This window comes from Roseibium sp. M-1, assembly GCF_054515675.1.
Window position 1 is genome coordinate 730505 of the sequence record NZ_CM137257.1, and the last position, 12954, is coordinate 743458.

The following is a 12954-nucleotide window of genomic DNA, read 5'->3' on the forward strand; positions in this document are numbered from 1 at the left end:
GTTATTATTCCTTGACGGCACCGGCAGTGAGGCCGGCGACGATGTAGCGTTGCAGGAACACATAGACGAACAGCACCGGCAAAATTCCGACCAGGCTGGCGGCCATGAGTTCGTTCCAGACGACCGTCTGGCGTCCGAAAAACTGGAAGAGGCCCACGGGCAACGGGTTCAGTTCGTTCACGTTGTTGAAGGTCAGTGCGTAGATGAACTGTTGCGCATAGGCGGTAATGAAGGCCGTGATCGTGACGACAACGATACCGGGCAGGGCAACCGGAATGATCACCCGCCAGAGCGTATAGATCTTGCCGGCGCCATCGACCCAGGCAGCTTCTTCGAGTTCCCTGGGGATCCGGACCAGATAGGACCGCAGCAGCCAGATGCCTGTCGGGATAACGAAGGCGGTGCCCGGGGCAATCATCGCGAAATAGGTGTTCAGGAGACCGTATTGCTGCATCAGCTTGAAGAGGGGAATGATCAGAACTGCGCCGGAAAACATGTTGACGGCGATGAAGATGCCGAGAAGCGAGTTGCGGGCGGGAAACTCGAAACGAGCGAAGGCATAGGCGGCCGGAATGATGCAGATCAGCCCGAGAATGGTGACCACCGATGCGATCAGCAGCGAATTGAGCATATAGACCCACAGAAGCGGAACGTTCCGCCACATGGAGAAATAGGCCTCGAAGCTCATCTTGTCGGTGATGAACCTGTAGGGGATCGAGAAGAGGCTGCTCAACGGGCGCAGCGACACCACGAAGGCTTCAACGAAGGGGGCGAGCACGAAGGTCAGGAATACCGCAAGCCCCAGATAGATCAGTACATATTCGTACCAGCGATATTTATGCAGCATTGTGGGGGCTCCTCTTGGCAAGGCGGCTGAGCAGGAGGAAATAGACCAGCGTGAAGGAACCCAGGAACAGGACGATCATGACCGTCCGCGCCGCACCTTCACCGTATTTGAAGCGGCTGATCGCGGTCTTGTAGGTGTCGATGATCATCGTGGTGGTCGCGCCACGCGGACCGCCTTCGGTGAGGATCCAGATGATGTCGAAGGAATTAAAGGTGGCGATCGCCGAGAGCAGCGCCATGGTGGCAATCGAGGGAATGATTAACGGCAGCGTGATCCGGCGGAACCGGTAGAAGCGGGACGCGCCGTCAACCCAGGCGGCCTCGTAGAGGTCCTTGGAAATGGACTGCATGGAGGCGAGCAGGTAAAGCGTCACCATCGGCACGCCGATCCAGACATCCGTGACGATGGTCGACATGAAGGCGGAGTTCTTGTAGGCGAGGAATTCGAACGGCCCGCTCAGGAGACCAATCCGTTGTGCCATGCCGGAAATCATCCCGAACTGGCCGTTATACATCCAGCCCCAGATGAAGACGCCAATAGCAATCGGGATCACCCAGGGTGGCATCACCAGAATACGGAAGAGCGTCCGGCCCGGCACCATGGCGTTCAGGAGCACGGCGCCAAGCGTGCCGATCAGCATCTTCAGCGCGACGGACAGGGACATCCAGTAAAACGTCCTGGCAATCACCTGAGGAAATTGCTTGGACATGATCTTTTCGTAGTTTTCCAACCCCACATACTGGAAGTTCGGACTCATGCTGGTGTTGGTGAATGACAGCCGGAAGGTCTCGAACAGCGGATAGGCGACGATAGCCACCATGACGAGAGAGGCGGGTACCAGGAGAAGGTACGGGAAGTAGTCCGTCTTTTTTCTATTCTGCGCCATGCATCCCCCTATGCCAGGCCGTAGCTGTCGAATTGCTCCCAGGTATCGGTCAGATCAAGGACAGCGCGCGCACGCCGGGCTTCGTCCAGCTTGATCGCGGTGATGCCGGCGCGAAGTGCGTCCATCACACCGACCGGCAACCGGCCGCCATTCCTGAAATAATGTGTGAGATCCCGCGCCATGGCGTCGTCTGCGCCATAGTGGCCGTCACGGCCGCCATCGACGAGTTGTGGCTTGTCGACGAGACAGGCGGAAGTCAGGGCGTCATGGACGCGGTAATAGTTGCGGATGAAGTCGCCTTCCGCCATGCCCTTCGTGCCCATGACCGCAAAGCGGCGGAATTCGTCGGGCACATACATGTTGGTGTGGAAGCAGAGGTTGGCGCCGTCCTCATATTCGATCAGCGCTGTCTGGTAGTCGATGAGATCGCCATCGCTGTCGAAATCCGCATTGCCGCCACCCCAGCGTGGGGTGAACGGATCGACGCGTTCATCATAGACGGGCGTCGGGAAACTGTGGTCCTGTGGCGGGCGGTTCTCTGGAACAAAGCTCTTACGGCCGCCGAAGCTGGAGACGTAGCGAGGCCGGCAGCCCGTGAGGCCCTGATAGAGATCCAGGTCGTGGCAGCATTTTTCCAGCATGAAGCCGCCGGAATTCTTCTCGTAGCGCCGCCAGTCGCGCATGAAGAAGGAGCCGTGATAGGGGCCGATGTGCTCGGAGGCTTCTATGGAGACGACCTTACCGAGCTGACCGGCTTTCAGGCTTTTCTGCAATTCGGTGTAAAGCGGCGAATAGCGCAGCACCAGGCCGACCATCACCCGATCCGCACCGCCATGTGCTTTCATCAGCTCAAGCAGCTCAAACGTTTCCGCTTCCGTGGTGACGACAGGCTTTTCGCAGAAGATGTATTTTACATCCGAGCGCAGCGCGGCGCGCAAGTGGTCCAGATGCATGAAATTGGGCGAGCCGATCATCAGGAGATCGAGCTTTTCCGCCGCCAGCATATCCTCAAGGGTCGAATAGGCGGTCAGGCTGTTGCCGCTCTTTGCTTCGACATGTTTCAGGCCCGCAGGTGTCGGATCGACATAGGCGGCCGGATCGAGATCGCTCGACACCTGCTGCAGGCAGTTGCTTACATGGGCGATCCGAGCGCCAAGCCCCACATATCCGGTCTTCATGCCGCATCCTCCGCGGAGAGATCCATCACATGGCGGAGTGACTGGACGAGATTGCCATCCGTTTCCCTTTCGCCGGAGGCGGCAACAAATCCCAGCCGGGTTTCGGCGTTCAAAGGCGAGGGGACTGCACTCCGGGGAGCAGAACAGGAGGCGTGCAGTTCCGGGACGCCGGAGTGCTTCAGTATATGTGCGGCATTGGAGGCATTGACGCCGGAGCCTGCCATTATGGAGATCCGACCGGCTGCGATCCGGACTGCTCGTGCCAGCGGGTCCATCCCAAGATAGGCCTTGTCGGCTTGCCCCGATGTGAGAATACGTTCGAAGCCGAGCGTTGCGGCGTCTTCGACCGCCTTCTCATAATCCCTGACGACATCGATCGCCCGGTGCAGCGTGGCTGGAAGCCGCGTCAGTTCGAGGGCTGCCGCCAGAAAGGCGTTGTCCAGGGCCTGCCGATCATCGACAGCACCGATGACGATGCCGGCAAGCCCGGCACGTTCAACTGCCTCGATATCCTGCAGCATCAGGGCCTTTTCCGCGTCGGAATAGGCAAAGTCGCCGCGGCGGGGCCGTATCATGACATAGACCGGGACCGGCAGTTTTGTGGCAGCAGTCATGAATCCATAGGATGGCGTCAAACCACCCTCGGAGAGGGCCGCACAGAGTTCAATCCTGTCCGCACCGTTCTCGGCCGCTATCCAGGCGCCTTCAATCGTGTCGACGCAGACCTCGAGCAGGATCCGGCTCATGCGATGGCCTCCCTGAACGCGGTCCGGGCGACAATCCCTGCGCCATGCAACCCACCGTTTTCGGCAAATTGTCCACGGATGATCAGTGGATCAGCGTATCGGGCAAGGACGAGGTTACGCGTTTTCCGGTCAATCAGGTCCAGCAGGACCGGATCGTTGGAAAGCCCGCCGCTGACCGGAATGACATCCGGACCGAGCGTGTTCACCAGCAAGGAAAGAGACCGTGACAAGAGGGTCGAGAAGGCTTCGATAGTGGCCGTCGCGGCAGCGTCACCGCCGTGCCAGGCTTCCGTGATGTCCTGGCTCGTCAACTCCGTATTGTGAAACGCCTTGTGGATCTTTTCCATGCCCCGTGCGGAGCAGACGGCATCGATGCAACCGGTCTGGCCGCAGCCACAACGGAAATGCTGGAGGCCGGAGATCTGGCCACCCGCCGTCGGATCGACCACCGGGCCATGTCCCCATTCACCCGCCATACCGCCAAAGCCTGTTACAAGGCGGCCATGAACGACGAGGCCTCCGCCGACACCAGACCCGAGAATGATCCCGAAGACGACAGCCTTGCCGCGCCCGGTCCCGTCAACGGCCTCTGCAAGAGCAAAGGCATTGGCATCGTTTGTAATCAGGACCGGCCGGCCAAGAGCCTCTTCCAGATCCGTCGCGACGGTGCGCTTGTGAAGGCAGGGAATGTTGGCAACGTCGGCTATTCCCGTGCGCTCGTCAAAAGCGCCGGCAAGTGAGATCGAGATCGGTGCCCGGTCGGGACCAGTGCAGGATTCTATCGCAGCGACAAATGCATCCCAGTCGCTTCTGGGGGTGGCGACGCGGCCGTTCTCGGTAACCGTTCCGTTCGTCTGGAGGGCACCGTGACGGATGAAGGAACCGCCGATGTCGAAACAGGTGATCATCGCCTGCGCATTTGCCTCTGGGTCAGATTTGTTAACGTCCAGTTATAATACCAATATGCAACCAATAAGGTCATTGGTAAACAAAAAAGTTGATTGGCATCATATTTTTTGCGGGATCGGGGGAGGTGGTATTGTCTTTAAAAGGCAGAAACGCGCGCAGGTGGGCGTCGCCCGCGCCCTCGGTATGAGGGGCAGTGTGCGGGGAACAAGTCGGGTGGTGTGTAAAAAAACGGAGTTCGGCCGTGGCCTTAGAGGAAGGGGCGCAGGTTGCCGCCGTTCTCGGTCAGGATTTTTTCCGCGCCATCCGCATCAAGACCTTCTCGGATCATGAGCGCCGCGACCTTCACGCGCCCCTCGGCTCTGCTCAGCGTGGCTGCGGCAATCTCTGCTTCGCAACCTGTGAGGTCCTGAAGGATACGCTGTGCGCGCAGGCGCAGTTTCTCGTTGTCGGCAACCAGATTGACCATGTGGCCGCGCACCGCGTGACCGAGGCGAAGGGCGACAAGTGTGGAGATCATGTTCAGCGCTGCTTTCTGCGCGCTTGCCGCACCGAGCCGGGTCGAGCCGGCAACGATCTCCGGTGGGGTCTCAAGGAAAACCGGATGGTCTGCCAGCTGCAGCAGCGGGGTGTCCGGGTTGTTTGCAAGTGCGACGATTTCGGTTCCGGCCTGCTTTGCGGCCCGTGCCGTTCCCAGGGTATAAGGAGTTGATCCGCTGGCTGAAACGGCGATCAGAATATCGCCTGTGCCAAGGTCGGAGTCCTGAAAATCACGGTAGCCGGCGTCTTCAAGGTCCTCAAAGGTCCCGGCCAGCCTCAGGAGATTCTGGACTCCGCCGGCAAATAGCATCCTGATGCGCTCGGCCGGATAGCCGAAAGTACCAGGTAGTTCCAGGCAATCCGTCAGGGCCGTCAGTCCGGAACTGCCGGCACCCGAATACCCCACTTTTCCGCCGTTCTGGGTAACATTTTGCAGCGCTGCAGCAGCTTGCGCAAGCGCCGGAATGGCCTTTTCCGTGGCGTTGACGGCATCCTTTTGCCGCTGCAGCAGCACGGCCAGAACATCCTCGTCCGACTTCTTAGACAAGCCAATGGAAAGCGGGTCGCGGTCTTCTGTCTTCGGCAACGGCATCGTTTTTGAACTCGGGGTCACGCCAAGTTTCTATCGCGGAATAATTCGGCTAAGGCAAGCTTGCGTCAGCACCCGTTCCGGATGCTGCAGGCTCGCCGACGGGAGCGAGCGCTCTTTTATCACTTGATTTTGGGTTTCGATAGAGTTTAAATTGGTATCTGAAAGGTATTATTTTCATCTCCTAAGGCGTCTCGCTTCATGACCGATTTCATCTCCATGCTTGAAAATGGCGACTGGCAGGCGAATTCCAGCGGCCCGCGCTATCTGCAGCTCAGGCGGCGAATTCAGCAGGCAATCGACGACGGCGTGCTGAAGGAGAACGAGCCGCTTCCCTCCGAGCGCGAAATTGCGTCGATCACCGATCTGTCGCGCGTGACCGTGCGCAAGGCGGTGGCCGGTCTGGTGGAAGACCAGATTGTCATTCAAAAGCGTGGCAGCGGTTCCTTCGTGGCGCCGAGGGTGCACAAGGTCGAACAGCGGCTCTCCAGTCTCACGTCCTTCACCGAAGATATGGCTCGCCGCGGCCTGACAGCCAGCAATGAATGGCTGAAGCGTGGCCTCTTTCCCGCTTCGCCGGAAGAAATGTTCACGCTTGGCCTGACGTCCGGTCAGCGGGTCGCACGGGTGGAACGTCTTCGAAAGGCGGACGGCACGCCGATGGCGATCGAGCGGGCGTCCCTTTCGGAAAAGATCCTGCCCAACCCGGAGCGGGTGACCACCTCTCTCTATGCGATCCTGCGCGCCTCGGGCTTACAGCCGGTCCGCGCCATTCAGCGCATTTCCGCGCGCAATCTGGAACCCATCGACGCCGATATACTCGGTGTGCCGGCTGGTTCGGCCGGTCTTAAGATCGAACGGGTCTCCTATCTTGCATCCGGAAATGTCGTCGAATTCACCCGATCCGTTTACCGCGGCGATGCCTATGACTTCATCGCCGAATTGCAAATTTCGGAAGACTGACCCCAATGACCGACACCAAAGAACTTGCCGCCCCGACGCATATGCGCCGGGAGATCGAAGAGATCCCGGAGGCCACCCGGCGGCTTCTCGTCGAAGGCCATCCCGCGATCCGGGACATTGCCAAGCGGGCTGGCGCCCCGGTCTTTCTGGCCAGCGTTGCCAGAGGGTCCTCCGACCATGCCGCGACCTTCCTCAAATATGTCGCCGAGATTTATCTCGGCCTGGCCATGGCGTCGCTCGGACCGTCGGTGTCGTCGATCTATCAAGGGCGGGTCAAGCTGAGCCAGGCGCTGGTCATTGCGATTTCGCAGTCCGGCGCGAGCCCGGATATTCTCTCGGTGGTCGAGAGCGCGGCGAAACAGGGGGCCTACACTGTCGGTCTCACCAACACGGCCGAGAGTGCACTTGCCAGAACCGCGGGCGCGACCGTCGATATCCTTGCCGGGCCTGAGCGCAGCGTCGCGGCAACGAAGACCTTCGTCAATTCCGTCGTGGCAGGTCTGCTTCTTCTTGGCGAAATCGGCGGCGACAAGGAGCTTCTGAGTGCGCTCGAACAACTGCCCGACCAGTTCGAAAAAGCCATCGGAACGGACTGGCACGAACTGGCGGAGCCGATCGAGAAACGCGGATCGCTCTATGTGATCGGCCGAGGCCCGGGACTTGCCATCGCCAACGAGGCCGCGCTCAAATTCAAGGAGACCTGCCAGATCCACGCGGAAGCCTACTCCTCCGCCGAGGTCATGCATGGCCCCGTTTCCATCGTCGAGAACGGCTATCCGATCCTCGCCCTCGGCGTGCGCGATGCAGCGGAAGAGGGGCTTGCGGAAGCCGCCGACCGCATGGCCGATCAGGGCGGCAGTGTTTTTGCCACCACCGACAAGGTCAGGCGTGCCGAAAAGCTGCCCTTTGTCACTGCCGGACATCCGCTGACGGATGCGCTGGTGCAGATCGTCTCTTTCTATGCCTTTATCGAGTGGTTCGCACGCCAGCGAGGCTTTAACCCGGACGTTCCGAAGCACTTGAAGAAGGTCACACAGACAGTATGACCGGCTCGACCGCCTATCTCTGCAGCCGTATTTTTGACGGCGAGACGTTTCACCTGAATGCAGCTCTCCTTGTCAGGGATGGTCGCGTCGGCGGACTTTGCTCGCAGGACGTTCTGCAAGCCGGCGTGGAGACGGTGGATCTGGGAGAAGGATTGCTGACGCCGGGCCTGATCGACCTTCAGGTCAACGGTGGCGGCGGGCTGATGCTGGGCGATGCGCACAGCGTTGCCGACATGACGCGCATCTGTGCCGCCCACTTGACCCTCGGAACGACGGCGTTGACGCCGACGCTGATCACCGACACACCGGAGACAACACAGCGCGTGGTCGACCTCGGTATCGAGGCCTGGGCGAAAGGCGTGCCGGGTTTTCAAGGTCTTCATCTGGAAGGGCCGCATCTTTTTGCGGGTCGCAAGGGCGCGCACGATCCCGGCCTCATCCGGCCGATGACAGATGTCGACATGGCGCTTTACCTGCGTGCCGCGCGGGAATTGCCGAGCCTCCTCATGACGATGGCTCCGGAAACGGTGCGGCCGGACCAGATCGCTGAACTGGCTGCGGCCGGTGTTCATGTCAGCCTCGGTCACAGCGGTGCGTCCTATCAACAGTGCAAGCAGGCGACGGAAGCGGGCGCATCCCTCGTCACGCATCTTTTCAACGCCATGAGCCCGCTTCAACACCGGGAACCTGGTCTTGTCGGCGCAGCGCTTGATCTGGGCAGCCTCAGCGTCGGCATTATCGCCGACGGTGTCCATGTCGATCCGGTCGCAATGCGCGTCGCGCTCAAGGCCAAGACAGGTCCTGGCAAGATCTTCCTGGTCACCGACGCCATGTCGCAGACCGGCACCGATGTGACCTCCTTCTTCCTGGGGGGGCGCGAGATCTTCCGCCGGAACGGCACGCTGACCCTGGCAGACGGCACGCTTGCCGGTGCCGATATCGATCTGCCTGCTTCGCTGCGTTTTCTGACCGGCACGCTGGAGATGCCCCTCGAAACGGCGCTTGCCATGGCCACCAGCGACCCCGCCGATGTGCTCGGGCGTCCGCTCGGGCGCCTGGAAGAAGGCTATCCGGCGGACTTCGTACTGTTCAGGGAACAGTTCGCGGTCGAACATGTCTGGATTGCCGGGGAAAGACTGGCAGGAGCCTGATTTTTCAAGAACTTTCAGCAGACGCGGCTGATGTCATGCGTCCTCAACTGATCTGTTTGTCTCATGCGCAGATGCCAATCGTCCTTCCAATTGTCGAAGACCGGGAGATTGGCCGCGCAGGTTCGTTTTCAACGGGAGACCCGGATCAACAGTTGCCTCTGCCAGCGCAGTTTCACACCAAGCAATTGTACCCTGCCTGAGCTCGAATTTTTGCGTTGTTGTTGGTGGACCTCTCGAAACCCATCAACTTCAACCATCGTGGCTTTACCATAATCGGTGAAACACTGAAATTTTGTGGGGAGTTCTTCCCTGCATCCCATTGCCGCAAACACACGTTTCATTTTGAATATTTTTTACGAATTACCAGCCCACGAGAGAGTCGGCAGACGTGTAACGCCTCCACAGGGTGACAGCGAAAAATCGATACTGACAAGGAAACTGCACAGCCCTATCGCCCGAGAAAGCTGTACCGGGGACTCATAAGAGGAAAACATGCATGTCTTCCACTACGCTTAATGTCTCGCTCTCAGATACGCTCCATACAAAGCTTTCCGGGCATACGACGGTTCAGGCCTGGGCTGTTGTTTTCGGTCAGGGAATAACAACACCCAATTTCATCTCCATTCTGGATGCGACAGAAGCAACCCCAACCGCGATAGAATTGTCGAACGACCTGATTGGTGGGAAAGTCTATTTTCTGATTCAAAGTGCCGAAAACAGTGAAAACAAAGGCGAAGCAAATTACATACCCGACGTAATTACCGAAGAATCCGAGTTGAACTGGTTCAACGGGCAAAATTATGGATTTCGTCTCGACAGTTTTGAGGTAACTCTCAGCAACAATCCCGCGGATGCCGGCAATCTTACCTCTGTGAATGGGTTCGGTTTGCCGATGGGGCTGACTGTGAAGTATTCAGACGGTCAGAATTCTCGCGGTTACAGTATCTCTGGCTCAGATCTCTTCACGAAATTCGCCAATATCGGGGCTTCCGGCAGTACAACCGTATACACATACTCGGATGCAGGCAGCGCTCTGTATGGTCAGAACCAGTCCGCTCTATCGCCCGCTGAAACACTCGCGATCTACCAGGATCCTGACGCACCCGGTACGCCACAGCCCTTCGCGGCTTCCGATTGGGAGGCCTATGTCACGAGCCTTCTGAGCGTTCAGCCAAACGACATCATATTGGACGGCTTCTTCAACGGGGCGGCCGATGCCAACGGGGTCTATCATCAGGCCGGATACTTCGCCTATACGCTGGAAGGCGTGGAGTCGGATGACGGCGATTATTTCTGGCTGTCACCGACCAGCTCCAGCCAGATCAAAGGGTACATCAAGATCACGTCTGCGGATCTGCAGAACAGTATTTATTCGACCCTCGGCAATGTCGGCGTATTCACATCGAAAACAGATGCCGATCCTTACCGGATACTGGACCACGCAGCCTTTTCCGGTCACCCCGAATGGACCATGAACTCCGGTGAAAACAACCAGTGGGGTGCTGTTCTGACCCAGCTGGTGACTGGCTTTTCGGCGAACTATTTCGGCAACACGGGAGCGTCGGTGAACCCTTCGGTGACTGAAGGGATCGATCTGAACAAGACCTATAACTGGGATCCGACCTATGCCTTTGGCGGAAACCTGAAGACCGCGGCGACCTATTCCGGAGATCCTTACGCGGAGATCTTGTTCAAGAACTCCAATTCCTATGGTTTCGGCTATTCCGACAATGTGATGCAGCACTTCGACAATGGAGATCCACTGATCTCCGTCAGCAACAGCGCTCAGATCGGCGGCACTTGGAACGTCAGTGAAATCGACCTGACCATCTTTGACGATAGCGAAACACCAACCGGCTATATTACGCCGGCCGTGAACAACTATCTGGCGCCGCCTGTTGCCACGCCGGTCTATGAAAAGGCTGATACGGCGGGCGCAAACAACATCACACTCAATTTCTTCAACACCAGCATGATGCTGGCGAACGAATCCGGGGAAACGAGCCCGTATGTGGCTTTAAAGGTCAAGTCCACCAAAGATGCCCATGCTCCGGACACGTTGATTGAGTTCAGTGGAGCTGGCGATAAATTCTGGGGCAACTGGACGATCGCCAGTGGCCCGACGGGATTTGTCGTGACAGCACCCACGGTGGCAGGGCCAACGCCTGGCAGCATGACCATCACCGGTCTGCCTTACTCGGAGGCAGGCTCATACTGGTTCCAGATTGTTGTCGGCACGGGGGACGCTCAAAAGACGTTTAACCTCTATGCCAGAATGGAAGAGGGGAGCAGCGGGCTGGAGTTTGTAAACCCGCTCAACGATGCCACGAACGTCCAGATCGACGGCTTGGCGCAGATCGCCGCTGCCGCGATCGACGGCTCGGTTGTCCCGACCTTCTCGGTCAATTTCCTGCATGGCACGACGTCAGCGATCGACCCGTCCCTTCTGACCTACAATCCCGACAATACGTTCCAGACAGCGCCGTCGACACCCATTGCCGGGCGACTCGAGGGGGGCACGAATTTTGTCGCCCTCGACGGGCAGGTAAACCTCAACACCAACACCATCACGACCTCGTTCGGGAGCGTCGCCTTCGGCTGGACGGGCCTCAACGTGACCGCGGCAGACTACAGCGACTGGCTGAAGGCTGAGACCAACAAGATCCAGGGCCTCAACTACGCCACGGTCGAAGTCAAACTGGGCGATGTCGTCATTCACCAGTTCTCGAACACGCAGGCCGACATCGACGGTCAATGGCAGACATCCGCTATGCAACTGGGCGACGGGACTTACACGGTCACGATGACGGAATATACCGAGGGCACGACGCTGGACAAACTCGTCAAGGCGGGTGTCACCAGCACGGTGCTGACTGTCGATGTGGATCTCCAGGAAGGCACGCTTGAACTCAAGGACGGCGGCAAGTGCCTGGGACTGACGGATTTCGGCATTGGACCCGACGACCAGGAATTCGGCAGTTGGATCTCCTTCAGCGTCTTGCAGGCGGCCGGCAACAGAGATGGCGACACCATCCTGCTCTATGTGAAGGATGCGGAAGGCGACTACGTTTCGAGAGAGGGTGTCGCAGGCTCGGACGTCTCGTTCGAGCAGTCGGTTCGAGGGTCGCTATCCTCAGTTCATGCCGACGATCTGAGCCTCCTTCTGGTCGGCAGCCAGACGGTTTACCTTGAGGCAGACCAGACCCTTTGTTTCGCGATCCTCTCCGGGAATGGTCAGATCAATCTCGATCCGGACATCCAGAACCTTTCGACCTCGGAAAACACGATCCTGGGCGTCGGCGAATTCCAGATCGTCGCCGAGGTCGAAAATGGGCTCTCCCTGCTGGAACTGCTCGCGTCCGCGCAACGCACCTTCAACCAGGAATTCATTTTCCTGGAACACGGCACCGAGGTGACGGTCAACCTCTCGGGCAGTTGCGGCAATACCAACCAGATCGGCTTTGTTCGCCTGTCACTGGATCCGGAAACGGGGGACCCGTCGAGCGTCGGCGGCGTCGACTACGGCAACACGGAGGAATTCCGGCAGTCCCTCCGGGACGAGGTCGACGGCGGTTTTCTGCTGGAAGGCGGCGGCGGTACGTTCGGCTTTGAGGATACCTGGGTGGTTGACGGCGAAGACGGCTTCTATGCCCCCGTTCTCTTCACCCAGACGGGCAACGTCTTCTTTATCGGCGATGCACACGACGGCGGTTATGAATATATCCGCACATTCGGCACAAACACATTTGGATTCGAAGACCTGTCGGCGTCCGAAAACTCCGATTTCGACTACAATGACATGGTTCTGAAGATCAGTTTGTCAGATGACGTGCTCTAACAGTGTTGTCAGTCCGCTTGCAGGGCTGCTGAGGGCAGCTTGAGGCTTTTCAAGACCAGGTTGCCGAAGATATTCCATGCAAATACGCACTCGGTGTACCCTATCGACAAACGCGTAACGTGCGCCTGGAGGACCCAGAGCTTCTACAACTCAATGATTTCTTGGATTTAGAAGAGAGTGGTGATGGCTCCCCAGGCCGGACTCGAACCAGCGACCCAGCGATTAACAGTCGCTTGCTCTACCAACTGAGCTACTGGGGATCAC

10 protein-coding genes and 1 tRNA gene are annotated in these 12954 nt (G+C 58.5%); 4 read left to right on the forward strand and 7 right to left on the reverse strand.

Features of this window, described 5'->3' with window-relative positions; translation table 11 throughout:
• Positions 1-4: 4 nt before the first annotated feature.
• The 6 genes from ACX3M4_RS03375 to ACX3M4_RS03400 form a co-directional block, all read right to left on the reverse strand.
• A complete protein-coding gene (locus ACX3M4_RS03375) occupies positions 5-847 on the reverse strand; it encodes a carbohydrate ABC transporter permease (protein WP_459357188.1) in 843 nt (280 codons plus the stop codon).
• Positions 837-1733 (reverse strand): carbohydrate ABC transporter permease, encoded by an 897-nt coding sequence (locus ACX3M4_RS03380; protein ID WP_459357189.1) that lies wholly within the window; start codon positions 1731-1733, stop codon positions 837-839. Before ACX3M4_RS03380 ends, ACX3M4_RS03375 begins: the two co-directional genes overlap by 11 nt.
• Positions 1734-1741: 8 nt before the next feature.
• A complete protein-coding gene (locus tag ACX3M4_RS03385; protein WP_459357190.1) occupies positions 1742-2911 on the reverse strand; it encodes a Gfo/Idh/MocA family protein in 1170 nt (389 codons plus the stop codon).
• On the reverse strand, positions 2908-3657 hold the full coding sequence (locus ACX3M4_RS03390; RefSeq protein WP_459357191.1) for a copper homeostasis protein CutC: 750 nt from the start codon (positions 3655-3657) through the stop codon (positions 2908-2910). The genes ACX3M4_RS03385 and ACX3M4_RS03390 overlap by 4 nt, the downstream gene beginning before the upstream one ends.
• Positions 3654-4565, reverse strand: coding sequence for an ROK family protein (locus ACX3M4_RS03395; protein WP_459357192.1), 912 nt, complete (start codon positions 4563-4565; stop codon positions 3654-3656). The genes ACX3M4_RS03390 and ACX3M4_RS03395 overlap by 4 nt, the downstream gene beginning before the upstream one ends.
• Before the next feature lie 248 nt (positions 4566-4813).
• Positions 4814-5716: an N-acetylmuramic acid 6-phosphate etherase gene (locus tag ACX3M4_RS03400; protein ID WP_459357193.1), complete on the reverse strand. Its 903-nt coding sequence runs from the start codon at positions 5714-5716 to the stop codon at positions 4814-4816.
• A gap of 177 nt (positions 5717-5893) precedes the next feature.
• Here ACX3M4_RS03400 and ACX3M4_RS03405 point away from each other — a divergent pair, with 177 nt between their 5' ends.
• The 4 genes from ACX3M4_RS03405 (at position 5894) to ACX3M4_RS03420 (ending at position 12690) form a co-directional block, all read left to right on the forward strand.
• Positions 5894-6655, forward strand: coding sequence for a GntR family transcriptional regulator (locus ACX3M4_RS03405; protein WP_459357194.1), 762 nt, complete (start codon positions 5894-5896; stop codon positions 6653-6655).
• A gap of 5 nt (positions 6656-6660) precedes the next feature.
• The gene (locus ACX3M4_RS03410; protein ID WP_459357195.1) at positions 6661-7701 is read left to right on the forward strand and encodes an SIS domain-containing protein; all 1041 of its coding nucleotides are present in this window, start codon (positions 6661-6663) and stop codon (positions 7699-7701) included.
• Positions 7698-8852: an N-acetylglucosamine-6-phosphate deacetylase gene (nagA, locus tag ACX3M4_RS03415; protein ID WP_459357196.1), complete on the forward strand. Its 1155-nt coding sequence runs from the start codon at positions 7698-7700 to the stop codon at positions 8850-8852. Before ACX3M4_RS03410 ends, nagA begins: the two co-directional genes overlap by 4 nt.
• A 496-nt stretch (positions 8853-9348) precedes the next feature.
• Positions 9349-12690, forward strand: coding sequence for a hypothetical protein (locus ACX3M4_RS03420; RefSeq protein WP_459357197.1), 3342 nt, complete (start codon positions 9349-9351; stop codon positions 12688-12690).
• A gap of 184 nt (positions 12691-12874) precedes the next feature.
• Here ACX3M4_RS03420 and ACX3M4_RS03425 read toward each other — a convergent pair.
• Positions 12875-12950, reverse strand: a tRNA-Asn gene (locus ACX3M4_RS03425).
• Between the last annotated feature and the right edge of the window lie 4 nt (positions 12951-12954).

Coding starts and splice junctions, on each gene's coding strand:
- ACX3M4_RS03375 (WP_459357188.1), bottom strand. CDS start 847: ATGCTGCATAAATATCGCTGGTACGAATATGTACTGATCTATCTGGGG.
- ACX3M4_RS03380 (WP_459357189.1), bottom strand. CDS start 1,733: ATGGCGCAGAATAGAAAAAAGACGGACTACTTCCCGTACCTTCTCCTG.
- ACX3M4_RS03385 (WP_459357190.1), bottom strand. CDS start 2,911: ATGAAGACCGGATATGTGGGGCTTGGCGCTCGGATCGCCCATGTAAGC.
- ACX3M4_RS03390 (WP_459357191.1), bottom strand. CDS start 3,657: ATGAGCCGGATCCTGCTCGAGGTCTGCGTCGACACGATTGAAGGCGCC.
- ACX3M4_RS03395 (WP_459357192.1), bottom strand. CDS start 4,565: ATGATCACCTGTTTCGACATCGGCGGTTCCTTCATCCGTCACGGTGCC.
- ACX3M4_RS03405 (WP_459357194.1), top strand. CDS start 5,894: ATGACCGATTTCATCTCCATGCTTGAAAATGGCGACTGGCAGGCGAAT.
- ACX3M4_RS03410 (WP_459357195.1), top strand. CDS start 6,661: ATGACCGACACCAAAGAACTTGCCGCCCCGACGCATATGCGCCGGGAG.
- nagA (WP_459357196.1), top strand. CDS start 7,698: ATGACCGGCTCGACCGCCTATCTCTGCAGCCGTATTTTTGACGGCGAG.
- ACX3M4_RS03420 (WP_459357197.1), top strand. CDS start 9,349: ATGTCTTCCACTACGCTTAATGTCTCGCTCTCAGATACGCTCCATACA.